Consider the following 17360-nt stretch of genomic DNA (forward strand, 5'->3'; position numbering starts at 1 on the left):
CCTGCGGCTAGTTTCCTAGTTTGCTCTTTGATTTTCATTGAGTATCAGATTTAAGAAATTAACTTCCTCGTCTCCAGAAAATTGCTAAGACAATCATGGAACCTAAAACAGCTGGGATAATAGCTGTTCCTGATAAAACTGGCCCCCAAGTTCCAAAGAGCAAGTGACCTAGAAAGGCTCCGATCCAACCGAGAAACATTTTTCCAAAACATCCCATTCGCTCTCCACGATTGGTCAGAGTACCTGCTAAAAATCCCACTAGGAGACCAACGAACATACTTCCTAACATATTATCTCCTTAATTTGCCCAATTCCCATTACGGAAAAGAGGTACTCGCGTTCCATCCTCACGAATACCATCGATATCCATTTGGTTAGAACCAATCATAAAGTCTACGTGAACATCTGAACGGTTAAGCCCTGCAGCTTCAAGCTCCTCTTCGCTCATCTCCGCTCCATCAACAACGCTAGTCGCATAGGCTGCACCGATAGCCAAGTGGTTTGACGCATTTTCATCGAAAAGGGTGTTAAAGAAGGTAATGCCTGACTGAGAAATTGGACTTGGATCTGGTACCAAGGCACATTCACCCAAGGCACGCGCACCCGCATTTTCAAAGACAAGGTCTTTCATAACCTGATCACCCTTCTCAGCAGTGATATCTACGATTTGTCCATCCTTAAAGGTCACCTTAATGCCTTCAATGATATTTCCGTTGTAGCTAAGCGGTTTTGTAGAAGTGACATAACCATCTGCACGACGGAAGTCAGGCGCTGTGAAGACCTCTTCTGTCGGCATATTTGGCAAGAATTCTTCGCCCTGTGCATTAACAGCACCAGCTGATTCCCAAACGTGGTTCTTCGGCAAGCCAAGGGTCAAATCTGTCCCTGGCGCTGTGTAGTGAAGGGCTGAAAATTGCTCTTTATTGAGCATATCGGCCTTGCTCTTTAAGACAGCTGCATGTTCCTCCCAAGCCTTAACGGGATCTGCTTCGTAAACACGGCAAGTTTTGAAGATTTGGTCCCAAAGGAGATCGACTGCTTCTTCGTCGCTCGCAGCATTTGGAAAGACTTTCTTGGCCCACTCAAGTCCAGCAGCGGCTGCTACAGTCCAGCTAACCTTGTTAGATTGAGTTGCGATTCGCATTGGCTTCATGGCAAGTCCCATAGCTTTAGCAGAAGCTGAAAGCTTGTCAGCGTCCACTCCGTTCAAGGCACCTGGATCAGATGAACGAACTCCAAGACGGCTAGCCTTGTTCTCCAAGAGATAGTTCATCTCAGCAATCTTGTATTCTGGCACATTGTCCAAACGCTCCATCGGGGCATGGAGGAATTTCTCACGGTTAATCACATCATCTGTCCACTGAACGATGACCTCATGCGCACCCAAGGCATAAGCTTCTTTCACGATTAGATGTGCCAATTCACGTTGCTCCACATCAATAGAGAGAGCCAAAGTGTGACCAGGTTGCACGTTAATTCCGTTCGCAACCAACAATTTCGCATATTTTTCTAGATTTTCTTTAAAATTTGGTAAAACCATGTAATTTTCTCTTTTCTATTTTTATTTTTCTTTCACAGCAGAGAATAATCCTGCTAAAGCAATGACACCTGACAAAAGTGCTGTTGATAGAAGAATTGTCTGATCAGCAAGGTCTAATTGATACTCAAAGACTTTTTCAGCTGGTTTGTCTTCCGCAAAAATTCTTAGTTTCATGAAATGTCCTTTCTTATTCTTCATGCTCTCCTAGGTAGAGGCGTCGTGCCTCTGGACTATTTGTGAGGATATCTATATAGGTTTCATAGTCATCAGGCAGAGGCTTTCCTAAAGAGATATCTTGTTCTGGATTTATATTTTTCCCATAAAGAAAGCAAAGATAGAGACGTTCGTTGAGTGTTGGAAATACTTCAATAGACATAAGTTCAGCCTGACCTACCCGATCCCAATCCTGTTCTTTGATATCTGATATGATATAGGTTTGGAAGAGTCCCATAAGTGGATTATCTTCTGGTAGTCCACTGTCTTTATCCGCCAGGACCAAAGAACAACGTCTACCAAAACCAGCAAGTTGGCGCTCCCTTCCCTTTACCGAAACAGTAATAGGATGCCCTCCAATATGGCTATAAATCCATTCTTTAGGCAGTTCATAATTTAACAGGGGGGTAACTTCTTTGACAATCGCTACAGGACTATAGCGTAGAAACTGGCGAGTAACAGCCTTACAAAAGAGGATATCTTCATCTTTCAAGGTCACTCCCTTCCAGTTATTTTCCTCATTAAAATGGTTGAAAAATACCAGATAGGGATCACGCACCATTTGTGCTAATACATAAACGCCATTTCGCAAACGTATGGAAATAACTTTCCCTGGTTTCCAGGGTGTTGCTCTTTTTTTCTTTTCCATCATGATACAACCTCAAACCTACACAAGACATTTCAAACTATTAAAACAAATCATCAAACAAGCTGAGCTGGTTATCCTCTGGCATATTTCCAAGAATCCCCATCTCATCCATCTTTTCAACCAAGGTTGATGAGAGTCCACCACGCTTGCGTAGTTCTGTTTTAGAGAGGAATTCTCCCTCTTCACGCGCTCGCACCAACTGCTTAGCAACGTTCTCTCCCAGACCATCCATTGCTACAAATGGCGGGATGAGGGTGTCTCCATCGATGAGGAATTCAGTCGCATCACTGCGGTAGAGATCGAGTTTGCCAAACTTAAAGCCACGCTCCCACATCTCATTGACAATCTCAAGAGTTGTATAAAGATCAATTTCTACATTAGAGGCTTCATTGTTCTTCCGTTTTTCAGAGATTTCTTCCATTCTGCGCTTGATAGCCTCCAAGCCCGCCCCCATGGTCTTGATATCAAAAGCCTTAGCACGGATTGAGAAATAAGCACAGTAGTAATAAATGGGATGATGAACCTTGAAGTAAGCTACGCGCAAGGCCATCATAACGTAGGCTGCCGCATGGGCTTTAGGGAACATGTACTTAATTTTCCCACAGGATTCGATATACCACTCTGGTACCTTATTAGCCTTCATGGCTTCGATGTAGCCATTGCGTTCCTCTTCGGAAATCTTCAACCACAAGCCTTTACGCACCCGTTCCATAATGGTAAAGGCCAACTTAGGTTCCAGACCCGCATGCATGAGGTAAACCATGATGTCGTCCCGACAACCGATAACAGTCGATAGGTCCGCTATTCCTTGCTTAATCAAATCTTGGGCATTGCCCAGCCAAACATCGGTACCGTGGGACAACCCTGACAACTGAAGCAATTCTGCAAAAGTCGTCGGATGGGTTTCATCTACCATGCCTCGGACAAAGTTGGTTCCAAACTCTGGAATCCCCAGCATACCCGTAGGCGTTCCGATTTGCTCAGGTGTTACTCCTAGCACATCAGTCCCAGAAAAGAGTGCCATCACGCCTTCGTCATCCATAGGAATTTCATTAGGGTCAATCCCAGACAAATCCTGAAGTTTCCGAATCATGGTCGGATCATCATGTCCTAGAACATCTAGCTTGAGGACATTCTCATCGATATCGTGGAAGTTAAAGTGAGTGGTCTGCCATTCAGCCATCACATCATCTGCTGGATACTGGACAGGAGTAAAATCATAGACATCCATGTAGTTAGGAATAACAACGATTCCCCCCGGGTGTTGTCCTGTTGTCCGCTTGACACCAGCGGCACCTTGAGCGAGGCGTTCTACCTCTGCGTCACGATAAAACTTGCCATAATCTCGCTCGTAACCCTTGACAAAGCCATAGGCAGTCTTGGCAGCCACCGTACCAACCGTTCCTGCACGGAAGGCATATTCCTCACCAAAGATATCACGCACATCCAAGTGGGCGCTAGGCTGGTCTTCTCCCGAGAAGTTCAAGTCAATATCGGGAACCTTGTCCCCATCAAAACCAAGGAAGGTCTCGAAAGGAATATCCTGCCCATTTTTACTGAGTTTGTGACCACAGTTTGGACAGTCCTTATTGGGCATATCAAAACCTGAACCATAAGATCCATCGGTGATAAACTCGCTGTATTGACACTGACCACAGACATAGTGAGGAGAGAGAGGATTGACCTCTGTAATCCCAATCATGGTCGCAACGAAACTAGATCCGACAGATCCACGAGAACCCACCAAATAGCCCCGTTCATTGGAGCGTTGCACCAACATCTGGGAAGCTAGATAGATTACAGCAAATCCATTCCCCAGTATGGATGTTAATTCTTTTTCAATCCGCAAATCAACAATATCTGGTAGCGGATTTCCATAAATCTCAAAAGCTTTCTTATAGGTTAACTCAGCGACCGTTTCTTCCGCCTTGTCGATGAAAGGCGTGTACAAGTCACCCTTAACAACCTCAACAGGTTCAAAGATTTCTGCCAAGGCATTGGTGTTTTCAATAACCAATTTGCGAGCTAATTCCTCTCCCAAAAAGGCAAATTCATCCAACATCTCATTGGTCGTTCTAAAATGGGCTTTTGGCAGAGGAGCTGGTTGGGCATGTTCACCGTGACCGATAGTTCGGTTAATCATCGCACCCTGTCCCAAACTACGGACGATAATTTCACGATAAATCTCTTCTTCCGGTTCGATATAGTGGACATTTCCCGTAGCAAGAACAGGCTTGCCAAGACGGTCTCCCACTTCTATCAAACTTTTGATAATGGTCTGTAGTTCTTCCATATCCTTGATCTGCTCCTTGGCAATCAAGGGAGCATAGATAGCTGGTGGCATGACCTCAATAAAGTCATAATACTTGGCCACCTCAACCGCCGCATCCACACCTTGGGAAACGACTGCATCAAAAACTTCACCTTCAGAGCAAGCTGAACCTAAAATCAAACCTTCCCGATGGGCATCTAAAACCGTTCTCGGAATCCGTGGCACCCCTTCAAAGTACTTAGTGTTAGACAAGGAAACCAGCTTAAAGATATTTTTTAGACCTACCTGATTCTTGACATAAATGGTCGCATGTTTAATCCTAGCTTTTTTATAAGAATCTGGACTAATCAAATCAATGTTTAGTCTAGCCAAGTCGGTCACACCATGTTTTTCTGCCACCTCTTTGATAAAGATGAAGAGCAGACGACCAGTAGCTTCCGCATCGTAATTGGCCATGTGGTGATGTTCCAAAGCCACACCAAAACGCTTGGTCAAAGGCCCCAAACCATGACGCTTATACTCAGGATAGAGATTTCTAGCAAACTCAAGTGTATCAATAACCGGCTGACTAATCCTTGGAAGACCATGACGCTCATAGTTGGCATTCATAAAGCCAACGTCAAAGGTCGCATTGTGGGCAACTAGGACCGTATCTTTACAAAATTCTTGGAATTCTTGCAAAACTTGTTCCAGTGGCTTGGCATTTTTGACATGGTCATCTGTAATTCCAGTTAACTCAGTGGTAAAGGCTGACAAGGGATGCCCAGGATTGATAAATTCATCAAATTCAGCAATGACATTCCCCTTGTACATCTTAGAGGCCGCAACCTGAATCAAGTCATTATAGATGGCTGATAGCCCCGTCGTTTCCACGTCAAAGACCACATAGGTTGTTTCGGACAAGTCCTTCTCCACTTCGTTATAAACGATAGGAACACGGTCCTCCACGATATTGGCTTCCATACCATAGATCAGCTGGATTCCCGCTTTCTTAGCCGCCTTATAGCCATGCGGGAAGGACTGGACATTCCCATGGTCCGTGATGGCAACCGCCTTGTGTCCCCACTTAGCAGCGGTCGCAACAATCTCCTCTACTTCTGGAAGAGCATCCATGGTCGACATGTTAGTATGAGCATGAAACTCAACCCGACGCTCACCTTCTGGCATCAAATCCTTCCGCTCATAGTGAACAACTTCCTGCACATCCTGTACGTTCATAGTTAAATCGCGTGTGAAGTTATTCATCTCCACATTCCCACGCACTCGGAGCCAAGAATTTTTCTTAATTAGGTCAAACTTCTGGGCCTCTTCCTCATTCTTAACCCACTTTTGCATAGAAAAACTCGAAGTGTAGTCGGTCATTTTAAAGTTGATCAAAACACGCCCTGTTCTGGTCACTTTTTGCTCCACATCAAACACAACCCCTTCAAAGACCAGACGATTTTCCTCCGTCGTCACTTCAATCATAGGAGTAATCTCCGCCTTGTCCAACTTCGGTTTAGCTGCAGCTTTTTTCGCTTGAAAATCAAAGGCTGGTTTCTCTTCCGCTGGAGGAGGTGCCATCTGTTCTAGTTGTTCCATAGCACGGAGCGCTTCCTCATTGGCCGCTTGAACAATCTGCTCATTTTCAGCATGAAAGGCCTCTTCCTGCTCTTGGGTCAGCACATCATTTTTCTCTACTTGACAATTAAAAGTTGGAAAGCCAAATTGTTCAAGTTGTTTGGCTAAATTAGGAAGATGATTTTTCTTAAAATGCTCCTTATCAATCGCTTCGGAACCTTCAATAAAGAGTTGGTTCCCCTCCGCACGAACTTGCAAATTCTGATAAAGGGACTTAAAACCTTGACTAGCACATGGCCCCTCAGAAAAAGCCTCACTATAGTAGGACTGCAAGAGTTGATTTGAAAATTCTTGAGACAGAGTCTTGATTTCGAAAACAGCTTTATTGCCTGTCTTAGAAAATTCCTCACTCAGCCCTTTCTTTAATTCTAAAAAGATTTCAATCGGTAAAATATTAGAAAATACGAAATGAAACTCCCATACCTTACTAATTTTATGAACCACAACTCGCTCAATATTGGCCTGTGATAAAGCAGGATCCTGCCTCATTTCAGTAGGCATCCCCAGTTGATTCATCAAAATTTCAAAACTGTTTGACATTCATTTTCCTCACATTATTCTCCTACTATTTTACCATATTTAGAGGTATTTTCTAAAGACAAAAGGAAGCCACTAAGTGACTCCCTTCTAGAGTGAGGACAGATTAGTCTTCACCTTTGTTTTTCTTAATGATTTCTTCTTGTACTGACTTAGGTACATCTTCGTAGTGGTCAAATACCATCATGAATGTACCACGTCCTTGAGATGCAGAACGAAGAACTGTTGCGTAACCGAACATTTCAGCAAGTGGAACGTAAGCACGAACGATTTGGCTGTTACCATGTGCTTCCATACCATCTACACGTCCACGACGAGCAGTTACGTGACCCATAACATCACCGAGGTTTTCTTCTGGAACAGTGATAGTTACAAGCATCATTGGCTCAAGGATAGCTGGTTGTGCTGATTTAGCAGCTTCTTTAAGGGCAAGTGAAGCCGCGATCTTGAAGGCAGTTTCAGATGAGTCGACATCGTGGTATGAACCATCGTAAAGTTTAGCTTTAACGTCAACCATTGGGTAACCTGCAAGAACACCGTTAGCCATAGATTCTACCAAACCTTTTTCAACCGCTGGGATAAATTCACGAGGAACCACACCACCGACGATTGCGTTTTCGAATTCGAATCCTTTACCTTCTTCGTTTGGAGTAAATTCAATCCATACATCACCGAATTGACCTTTACCACCAGACTGACGTTTGAAGAATCCACGTGCTTGAGTAGAAGCGCGGAATGTTTCACGGTAAGATACTTGAGGAGCACCTACGTTCGCTTCAACTTTGAACTCACGACGCATACGGTCAACAAGGACGTCAAGGTGAAGCTCACCCATACCAGAGATAACTGTTTCACCAGTTTCAACGTTTGTTTCAACGCGGAATGTTGGATCTTCTTCAGCCAATTTTTGAAGGGCGATACCCATCTTGTCTTGGTCAGCTTTAGATTTTGGCTCAACCATCAATTGGATAACTGGTTCTGGAACGTTGATTGACTCAAGGATGATTTTAGCTTTTTCATCTGTCAATGAGTCACCAGTAGTAGTGTCTTTCAAACCAACGGCAGCAGCGATATCACCTGAGTAAACAGTGTCGATTTCTTGACGGCTGTTAGCGTGCATTTGAAGGATACGTCCGATACGTTCACGTTTACCTTTAGAAGTGTTCAATACGTATGAACCTGATTGAAGAACACCTGAGTAAACACGGAAGAATGTCAAACGACCTACGAATGGGTCAGTCATGATCTTGAAGGCAAGAGCTGCAAATGGCTCTTCGTCAGATGCTGGACGAGTTTCTTCTTCGTCTGTATCTGGGTTGATACCTTTGATTGCTGGGATGTCAAGTGGGCTTGGAAGGTAGTCGATAACCGCATCAAGCATCAATTGAACACCTTTGTTCTTGAAGGCAGAACCACACAATACTGGGAAGAATTCAACGTTGATAGTTGCTTTACGAATACCTGCTTTCAATTCTTCGTTAGTGATTTCTTCACCTTCGAGGTATTTCATCATCAATTCTTCGTCAGTTTCAGCAACTGCTTCAATCAATTTTTCACGGTATTCTTGAGCTTGGTCAAGGTATTCAGCTGGGATGTCTTCTTCAAGGATATCTGTACCAAGGTCGTTAGTATAGATTTCAGCTTTCATCTTGATTAAGTCGATGATACCACGGAAGTCATCTTCAGAACCGATTGGCAATTGGATTGGGTGGGCATTTGCTTGAAGACGATCGTGAAGTGTGCTTACAGAGTAAAGGAAGTCAGCACCGATTTTGTCCATTTTGTTGGCAAATACGATACGTGGAACTCCATACTCAGTTGCTTGACGCCAAACTGTTTCAGTTTGAGGCTCAACACCTGATTGTGAGTCAAGAACTGTAACCGCACCGTCCAATACACGAAGAGAACGTTGTACTTCGATAGTGAAGTCCACGTGTCCTGGTGTGTCGATGATGTTTACGCGGTGGTTGTTCCATTGAGCTGTTGTCGCAGCAGATGTGATAGTGATACCACGCTCTTGCTCTTGCTCCATCCAGTCCATTTGTGACGCACCTTCGTGAGTCTCACCGATTTTGTGGATTTTACCAGTGTAGTAAAGAATACGCTCAGTAGTTGTTGTTTTACCGGCATCGACGTGAGCCATGATACCGATATTACGAGTTTTTTCAAGTGAAAATTCGCGTGCCATGAGGTTTGTTTCTCCTATTTATTTTTGATTTCTATTCTATTATAACACGATTTTAATAAAAACGGATAGGCAGGACCTACCCGTTCTCAATCTTTTCATGCTATTGTTGGTTTCAACTTGTAGATTTACAAGTTGAATTGAACTCGGGCTAAAGTTAATTAGCCGATTTGAGCCGGAACGGGATGCTGTGTGAAAAAGATAAACTTCCTTGTATTCGTCGAATACTGCGTCAGTTTCCTATTTTCACCTTGCATCCTTACCGTTCCTAGCATCATGATTTTACCAACGGAAGTGTGCGAATGCACGGTTAGCTTCAGCCATACGGTGAGTGTCTTCACGTTTCTTAACAGCTGCACCAGTGTTGTTAGCAGCATCCAAGATTTCTTTTGCAAGACGGTCTTGCATTGTGTGTTCACCACGAAGACGAGCGATTGTTACCAACCAACGAAGTCCAAGTGTTGTACGACGTTCTGGACGAACTTCAACTGGGACTTGGTAGTTAGAACCACCAACACGACGTGCACGTACTTCAAGTACAGGCATGATGTTTTCCATAGCTGTTTCAAATACTTCAAGTGCATCGTTTCCAGTAGCTTCTTTGATTTGCTCAAAAGCACCGTAAACGATTGAAGCAGCTGTACCACGTTTACCATCAAGCATAACGCGGTTGATAAGACGAGTAACTAGTTGTGAATTGTAAAGCGGATCTGGCAATACGTCACGTTTTGGAGCTCTATTTTTACGACTCATTTCTCTTTATCCCCTTTCCTTATGCTTTTGGACGTTTAGTACCGTATTTAGAACGGCCTTGTTTACGATCGTTAACACCTGCAGTATCAAGTGCACCACGGACGATATGGTAACGTACCCCTGGAAGGTCTTTTACACGTCCACCGCGAAGAAGCACCACGCTGTGCTCTTGCAAGTTGTGTCCGATACCTGGGATGTAGGCAGTAACTTCGATAAGGTTGCTCAAACGTACACGAGCGAATTTACGAAGGGCTGAGTTAGGTTTTTTAGGTGTCATTGTTCCAACACGAGTTGCAACACCACGTTTTTGTGGTGAAGAAACGTTTGTTTGAACTTTTTTATGACTGTTGTAACCAACGTTCAAAGCTGGTGATTTAGATTTTTCTACTTTTGATTTACGCGGTTTGCGAACCAATTGGTTAATTGTAGGCATCTACATTCTCCTGTGTTTTTTTATTTTTGGTGATGATACACTTGGTGACAGCTATCATCTGTGTGTACTTTTGCAACATTTGTCAGCACGTCCCTGTACACTCTTGAGAGACCAAAAGTAAAAAGTACCGTCTATTATTGTAACAAAATTTTCCCTTGCTTGTCAAGATATTTTTCTTTTTTATTGTTAATCTTTTCCTAAGCTAACTTCTCAAAGTAACTTCCATTTGCCTGATCGAAGTGGAAATTAGTCTAAAACGGATTTTTATGGTGGAATTAAGTGTGAGACTTTCCGTTCCATCGTTGATAATATGGGAAAAGGCCCGTCAACGATTTCAAAGGAAATTAAGCGCAATCGCATCATGCATCCAACATCCGTCAAATCTGATTGCACGGATTGCACACTTATCAAAAAGCTCCTTATGTCTGTAACAACGCATTTTTCTCATACTAAAAGCTAGGTTGTGGAAAACTGGAAGTTAGTTTTATATTGAATTGAAATAAGACATGAACAAATCTATTGGGAAAGTCAACTTAATTTCTAGAAATGTTTTAATAGCAACAACGTACTATTCTAGTTTCAAGCTACTATAGAAGTTCCTCTTTTCATTCTCTCAAAAGTCAATCATAAAAGAGGAGGAATCGAAGTTCCTCCTCTTCACTGTTTACTATCGAATCAAGTAAATCAAATCGTTACTCATTCACAATTTTTTCATCAACTTTAGGGTTTAGAGTTGTTCCCCAATGTGTAATTGTACGCTGTTGTACTAGTGGTAAGTCTGTGCGGTTGTAAACTGTACGCCATGGTTCCCATACAAGACCTGTCTTTTCTTGAACCTTGATACGAAGATTACGGACATTTCCTCTAAATTGAATCTCTGTTTGGAAGCCTGAAGTTCTGTTTTTTCCGTTATCTTCCCATTGACGTGAACGGATTTCTGGATTTCCTTGTTCATCATATGTAATTTCATCCCAATAAATGTAGTAACGCGCAATATAAGCACCCTTATGATGAAGTTTCAAGAAACCATTTTTGTAAGAAGTAACCTTCGTTTCGATATAGTCTGTACTATTTTGTAAAGTTGCTTGGGCATTATCTTTTAGGAAGGCAGTCTTATATGAGATTGGCACAGCTGGACTTTGAGCGCTAAAGTTAGCTCCTTCTCTGATGAGTTCCTTCAAGTTTTCGACTGTTCCTGTGACAACTTTGCCAGCACCGCTAGCATTACCTCCTACAATTACTGCTGTTACAGAAGTATTCTTCAATAGACGGCTCCATTCAGAATTTGGAGCAATTGTTGCACCTTTGATAACCGCATTAATAGCTGCTTTTAATTCAGTAGACTTACTTGTTGACTCAAACTTAACATAGATTTGACGTCCGTAAGAAACGTTTGATACATATACAGGTGGAGTTTGTGAATCAACGCCTCTTTGTTTTAAATCTTCAGGTGTCACACTCTTGTCAAATACAGCCGCTGGATTGGTCGGTGCATCAAATGTCGCTGTATAGTAAATTTGTTTAAAGTTTACAACTTCAATTTGCTTTTCACCCTTTTGCACAGCCTCAAAGTCAATCTTGAGCGGTGCGCCTGCTTTTTCAAAGTCTGCACCAAATTTTGCTTTCAATTGGTTCATGCTATAGGCTGTAGTTGATTCATACTGAACACGGGCAGGAACGGAATGGCTAGATGAGTAATTCTTTGTCCATCTTTCAACCAAGGTATTCATCGCAGACTGCATACCACTAGTTGTAGGATTTGCTTCAATTCGGCTGTCAGACTGAATCATACCAGGTAAATCGACGCTGACTGTCCCCTTTGCACGGGCAAGACTAATCAATTCTGGCTGATTTTCTAGCAGATTTTGGTTGGCTTTATACAAGCCACCTAGGAAGACATTTTGATTTCCATTGATGGAAACATCTGCTGTGCCTGTAGAGAGGGTTTTCTTGATTTTTTCTACAACGACAAACTCTCCATTTTGTTCCTTAGCACTTGTGTTGTAGCGATTTTCTAAGGTTTCTCCCTTGCGAGTTAAAATATCCAAAGGATTATAAGTTAAACCAAAAAGGTAGTCTTTCAATGCTGATGTTTGATTTACTACTGGTGCGGTTCTGTCCTGTCCAACTTGAGTTGTTGCTGAACGGAATACTTCCACTTCTGCCAAGCTCAATGGAGTATTTTTAGTTTTCAACTCCACTTTTACATAACGAGCGTCTTTGGCGGTGAAGAAAACTTCAAGTTCTGCCTTCCCATTCAAACTATCAAAGTGTTGACGAGCAACTTCTTGTTTTGCTTCATTTAACAAAACAACATCAAAATTGGAAAGACGATTAGCTACATTCCCATCTCCACGATTGTAAAGTTTAACTTTTCCAACATTCTCTGTTTTTCCAAGATCAACTTGCCACCAAGCATTGTCTTCAAAGTTTGTATGCGTTACAGAATGGTGCCCATAGTCACTATCAACATTACCATCCACTACTCGTGTAGCAGCTCCTCCATAAGCAGTAGAACTTTGACTAGCTTGTTTTCCACGAGCGATGTTTTCTGTCTCAACTGGACGATTCCCTTGCTCTGTAGCCAAAGCTACTCCCTGAGCGTTCAATAAAAAGGCCGCAACAACAGCACTACACACACCGAGTCCACACTTTTTGACAAAGCGATGCAAACGTTTTTCTTGATTCATTCCTTATTCCTCCGTTTTTAAATGAATGCGTTTTCCTATTTGTCTATAGTCTATCAAATTTCAAGCAAAAGTCAAGCACAAACCAGCAAAAAAGTCAAGAAAATAAGAAGAAAACGTTTGCTGAATTTTCTGATATTTTCTTTCGATTTCCAGTAAATACTATAGTTTGGAAACTAGATAACACTTGAAAAACACTAACTTTTTTCTTTTCCTATTTATAATTTCACTAGATGAGCTTTTTAAAAGAAATATTAGAGATCAATTTCTGAATAAAAATAGCTGAAAACACATCATCTTCCTAATAATACGTCTTGTCTTATGTGACATTTTTATACTCTTCGAAAATCTCTTCAAACCACGTCAACGTCGCCTTGCCGTACTCAAGTACAGCCTGCGGCTAGTTTCCTAGTTTGCTCTTTGATTTTCATTGAGTATTATTTCCATTATTTATACTGATATATAAAATAATACGGAAAACTTCTCAAAAGTAAGAATTTCTTTGACAAACCAAAGAAAACGCTTGCATATTGTTTTACTACATGCTATACTGGTATAGAAATTTATTGATTGGAGAATCATCATGAGAAAAACACCAGCTCAAACTGAGAAAAAAATGGTCTACAGCATCCGTTCCCTCAAAAATGGAACTGGTTCTGTCCTTATCGGCGCAAGCCTTGTCTTGCTTGCCATGGCTACACCAACTATCTCAGCAGACGAAAGTACACCAACCACTAACGCAAATAATAGTGAAACTACTACTGCCCTTGCCCAGCCTCTTACTGATACAGCAACTAGCACTGGTAAGAAAGAAAGCGATTTTTCTTCACCTAATAATGCAAGCGCTTCCCTAGAGAAAGAAGAAAAACCTGCAACAGAGGCTACCACTCCTGTTGCAAGCCCAGCCGATCCAGCACCACAAACTGGACAAGATCGTTCAAGTGAGACAACTACTTCCACTAGTCCAGTAACGACTGAAACTAAGGCAGAAGAGCCCATCGAAGATAACTACTTCCGTATCCATGTCAAAAAACTTCCTGAAAAAAACAAGGATGCTCAAGGACTATGGACTTGGGACGATGTTGAAAAACCATCTGAAAATTGGCCAAACGGAGCCTTGTCCTTCAAGGATGCCAAAAAAGATGACTACGGCTATTACCTAGATGTCAAATTAAAGGGAGAAGAAGCCAAGAAAATTAGCTTCCTCATCAACAATACAGCTGGAAAAAATCTAACCGGCGATAAATCTATAGAAAAACTAGTTCCAAAAATGAACGAGGCTTGGTTAGACCAAGATTACAAGGTTTTCTCTTACGAGCCACAGCCTGCAGGAACTGTTCGCGTCAACTACTACCGCACAGATGGCAACTATGACAAGAAATCTCTCTGGTACTGGGGAGATGTGAAAAATCCAAGTAGCGCTCAATGGCCTGACGGAACAGACTTTACGGCTACAGGCAAATATGGCCGCTATATCGACATTCCTCTTAATGAAGCCGCAAGAGAATTTGGATTTTTATTACTAGATGAGAGCAAAGAAGGAGACGACGTGAAAATCCGTAAAGAAGATTATAAGTTTACAGATTTGAAAAATCATAGCCAAATTTTCCTAAAAGACGATGACGAATCAATTTACACAAATCCATACTATGTCCATGATATCCGCATGACAGGGGCCCAACACGTAGGAACTTCTAGCATTGAAAGTAGTTTTTCAACACTTGTCGGTGCTAAAAAAGAGGATATCCTCAAACACTCCAACATCACTAATCACCTAGGAAATAAAGTAGCTATCACCGATGTTGCAATAGATGAAGCTGGTAAAAAAGTGACCTACAGCGGAGATTTCTCTGACACAAAACACCCATATACTGTTAGCTACAATTCCGGCCAATTCACTACCAAAACAAGCTGGCGCCTGAAAGATGAGGCTTACAGCTATGATGGTAAACTTGGAGCTGATCTTAAAGAAGAAGGAAAACAAGTTGATTTGACCCTCTGGTCACCAAGTGCTGATAAGGTTTCTGTCGTTGTCTACGACAAGAATGACCCTGACAAAGTAGTTGGAACTGTCGCTCTTGAAAAAGGGGAAAGAGGAACTTGGAAACAAACTCTAGACAGCACAAACAAACTCGGAATCACCGATTTCACTGGATACTACTATCAATACCAAATCGAGCGTCAAGGTAAAACTGTTCTTGCACTCGATCCTTACGCTAAATCTCTTGCTGCTTGGAATAGCGACGATGCCAAGATTGACGATGCCCATAAAGTGGCTAAAGCCGCCTTTGTAGATCCAGCTAAACTCGGACCTCAAGACTTAACTTATGGTAAGATTCACAATTTCAAGACTCGTGAAGACGCCGTTATCTACGAAGCTCATGTGCGTGATTTCACTTCAGATCCTGCCATTGCAAAAGACTTGACCAAACCATTTGGTACCTTTGAAGCCTTTATTGAAAAACTAGACTACCTCAAAGACTTAGGTGTGACCCACATCCAGCTCCTTCCAGTCTTGTCTTACTACTTTGTCAATGAATTGAAAAACCATGAACGCTTGTCTGACTATGCTTCAAGCAACAGCAACTACAACTGGGGATATGACCCTCAAAACTACTTCTCATTGACTGGTATGTACTCAAGCGATCCTAAGAATCCAGAAAAACGAATCGCAGAATTTAAAAACCTCATCAACGAAATCCACAAACGTGGCATGGGAGCTATCCTAGACGTAGTTTATAACCATACAGCCAAAGTCGATCTCTTTGAAGATTTAGAACCAAACTACTACCACTTTATGGATGCTGATGGGACACCTCGAACTAGCTTTGGTGGTGGACGCTTGGGGACAACCCACCATATGAGCAAACGGATCCTAGTTGACTCTATCAAATATCTAGTTGATACCTACAAAGTGGATGGCTTCCGTTTCGATATGATGGGAGACCATGACGCCGCTTCTATCGAAGAAGCTTACAAGGCTGCACGCGCCCTCAATCCAAACCTAATCATGCTTGGTGAAGGTTGGAGAACCTATGCTGGTGATGAAAATATGCCTACTAAAGCTGCTGACCAAGATTGGATGAAACATACCGATACTGTCGCTGTCTTCTCAGATGACATCCGTAACAACCTCAAGTCTGGTTATCCAAACGAAGGTCAACCTGCCTTTATCACAGGTGGCAAGCGTGATATCAACACTATCTTCAAAAATCTCATTGCTCAACCAACCAACTTTGAAGCAGACAGTCCTGGAGATGTCATCCAATACATCGCAGCCCATGATAACTTGACCCTCTTTGACATCATTGCCCAGTCTATCAAAAAAGACCCAAGCAAGGCTGAGAACTATGCTGAAATCCACCGTCGTTTGCGACTTGGAAACCTCATGGTCTTGACAGCTCAAGGAACTCCGTTTATCCACTCTGGTCAGGAATACGGGCGTACCAAACAATTCCGTGACCCGGCCTACAAGACTCCAGTAGCAGAGGATAAACAACCAAACAAATCTCACTTGTTGCGTGATAAGGATGGCAATCCATTTGACTATCCTTACTTCATCCATGACTCTTACGATTCGAGTGATGCTATTAACAAGTTTGACTGGACTAAGGCTACAGATGGAAAAGCATATCCTGAAAATGTCAAGAGCCGTGACTATATGAAAGGGTTGATTGCCCTTCGTCAATCTACAGATGCCTTCCGACTTAAGAGTCTCCAAGATATCAAAGACCGTGTCCACCTCATCACTGTCCCAGGTCAAAATGGCGTGGAAAAAGAGGATGTAGTGATTGGCTACCAAATCACTGCTCCAAACGGTGATATCTACGCAGTCTTTGTCAATGCGGATGAAAAAGCTCGCGAATTTAACTTGGGAACTGCCTTTGCCCACCTCAGAAATGCTGAAGTTTTAGCAGATGAAAACCAAGCAGGACCAGTCGGAATTGCCAACCCTCAAGGACTTGAATGGACTGAAAAAGGCTTGAAATTGAATGCCCTTACAGCCACTGTTCTTCGAGTCTCTCAAAATGGAACTAGCCATGAGTCAACTGCAGAAGAGAAACCAGACTCAACCCCTTCCAAGCCTGAACATCAAAATGAAGCTTCTCACCCTGCACATCAAGATCCAGCTCCAGAAGCTAAACCTGATTCTACTAAACCATCTGCAACAGTAGCTGATGCAGAAAATAAACCTAGCCAAGCTACAACTGGTTCACAAGCTTCACAACCAGCACAAGAAGCACAAGCATCATCTGTAAAAGAAGCGGTTCGAAACGAATCGGTAGAAAACTCTAGCAAGGAAAATATACCTGCAACCCCAGATAAACAAGCTGAACTTCCAAATACAGGAATCAAAAACGAAAACAAACTCCTATTTGCAGGAATCAGCCTCCTTGCGCTCCTTGGTCTCGGTTTCTTACTAAAAAATAAAAAAGAGAACTAAACTAGCCCTCCTATAGAACTATCCCCC

The 17360-nt window shown here is 42.5% G+C and carries 10 protein-coding genes and 1 pseudogene; 2 read left to right on the plus strand and 9 right to left on the minus strand.

Going from position 1 to position 17360, the window contains the following annotated elements; translation table 11 throughout:
• Positions 1–58 precede the first annotated feature (58 nt).
• From HT669_RS00300 to rpsL, 8 genes are all read right to left on the minus strand, one after another.
• Positions 59–289, minus strand: a complete 231-nt coding sequence (locus HT669_RS00300; RefSeq protein ID WP_023932538.1) for a GlsB/YeaQ/YmgE family stress response membrane protein — start codon at positions 287–289, stop codon at positions 59–61.
• Between the two features lie 9 nt (positions 290–298).
• Entirely contained in the window at positions 299–1540 is a 1242-nt protein-coding gene (locus tag HT669_RS00305; protein ID WP_023932544.1) for an aminopeptidase, read from the minus strand.
• 21 nt (positions 1541–1561) lie between these two features.
• On the minus strand, positions 1562–1714 hold the full coding sequence (locus HT669_RS00310; protein ID WP_031222513.1) for a hypothetical protein: 153 nt from the start codon (positions 1712–1714) through the stop codon (positions 1562–1564).
• A gap of 13 nt (positions 1715–1727) precedes the next feature.
• On the minus strand, positions 1728–2405 hold the full coding sequence (locus HT669_RS00315) for a hypothetical protein (protein ID WP_000970259.1): 678 nt from the start codon (positions 2403–2405) through the stop codon (positions 1728–1730).
• A 37-nt stretch (positions 2406–2442) separates the two neighbouring features.
• A complete protein-coding gene (locus tag HT669_RS00320; protein ID WP_172922010.1) occupies positions 2443–6834 on the minus strand; it encodes a PolC-type DNA polymerase III in 4392 nt (1463 codons plus the stop codon).
• A gap of 103 nt (positions 6835–6937) precedes the next feature.
• On the minus strand, positions 6938–9019 hold the full coding sequence (gene fusA / locus HT669_RS00325; protein WP_000090348.1) for an elongation factor G: 2082 nt from the start codon (positions 9017–9019) through the stop codon (positions 6938–6940).
• Positions 9020–9298: 279 nt separating this feature from the next.
• Positions 9299–9769, minus strand: coding sequence for a 30S ribosomal protein S7 (gene rpsG, locus HT669_RS00330; RefSeq protein ID WP_000087873.1), 471 nt, complete (start codon positions 9767–9769; stop codon positions 9299–9301).
• 19 nt (positions 9770–9788) lie between these two features.
• Positions 9789–10202: a 30S ribosomal protein S12 gene (rpsL, locus tag HT669_RS00335; RefSeq protein WP_001142332.1), complete on the minus strand. Its 414-nt coding sequence runs from the start codon at positions 10200–10202 to the stop codon at positions 9789–9791.
• Between the two features lie 274 nt (positions 10203–10476).
• Here rpsL and HT669_RS00340 point away from each other — a divergent pair.
• Positions 10477–10637, plus strand: a pseudogene (locus HT669_RS00340) (helix-turn-helix domain-containing protein); the annotation flags it as partial.
• Positions 10638–10894: 257 nt separating this feature from the next.
• Here HT669_RS00340 and HT669_RS00345 read toward each other — a convergent pair.
• Complete coding sequence (locus tag HT669_RS00345; protein WP_172933593.1) at positions 10895–12892, minus strand: thiol-activated cytolysin family protein; 1998 nt, start codon at positions 12890–12892, stop codon at positions 10895–10897.
• A 580-nt stretch (positions 12893–13472) separates the two neighbouring features.
• Here HT669_RS00345 and spuA point away from each other — a divergent pair.
• Positions 13473–17333, plus strand: coding sequence for an LPXTG-anchored pullulanase SpuA (gene spuA, locus HT669_RS00350; RefSeq protein WP_101514417.1), 3861 nt, complete (start codon positions 13473–13475; stop codon positions 17331–17333).
• The last annotated feature ends 27 nt before the right edge of the window (positions 17334–17360 follow it).

This window comes from Streptococcus sp. 2100, assembly GCF_013276335.1.
Classification (GTDB): domain Bacteria; phylum Bacillota; class Bacilli; order Lactobacillales; family Streptococcaceae; genus Streptococcus; species Streptococcus pseudopneumoniae.

Bases quoted from the DNA above. Each gene is read 5' to 3' on its own strand.
- HT669_RS00300 (WP_023932538.1), bottom strand. From the start codon at position 289: ATGTTAGGAAGTATGTTCGTTGGTCTCCTAGTGGGATTTTTAGCAGGT.
- HT669_RS00305 (WP_023932544.1), bottom strand. From the start codon at position 1,540: ATGGTTTTACCAAATTTTAAAGAAAATCTAGAAAAATATGCGAAATTG.
- HT669_RS00310 (WP_031222513.1), bottom strand. From the start codon at position 1,714: ATGAAACTAAGAATTTTTGCGGAAGACAAACCAGCTGAAAAAGTCTTT.
- HT669_RS00315 (WP_000970259.1), bottom strand. From the start codon at position 2,405: ATGATGGAAAAGAAAAAAAGAGCAACACCCTGGAAACCAGGGAAAGTT.
- HT669_RS00320 (WP_172922010.1), bottom strand. From the start codon at position 6,834: ATGTCAAACAGTTTTGAAATTTTGATGAATCAACTGGGGATGCCTACT.
- fusA (WP_000090348.1), bottom strand. From the start codon at position 9,019: ATGGCACGCGAATTTTCACTTGAAAAAACTCGTAATATCGGTATCATG.
- rpsG (WP_000087873.1), bottom strand. From the start codon at position 9,769: ATGAGTCGTAAAAATAGAGCTCCAAAACGTGACGTATTGCCAGATCCG.
- rpsL (WP_001142332.1), bottom strand. From the start codon at position 10,202: ATGCCTACAATTAACCAATTGGTTCGCAAACCGCGTAAATCAAAAGTA.
- HT669_RS00345 (WP_172933593.1), bottom strand. From the start codon at position 12,892: ATGAATCAAGAAAAACGTTTGCATCGCTTTGTCAAAAAGTGTGGACTC.
- spuA (WP_101514417.1), top strand. From the start codon at position 13,473: ATGAGAAAAACACCAGCTCAAACTGAGAAAAAAATGGTCTACAGCATC.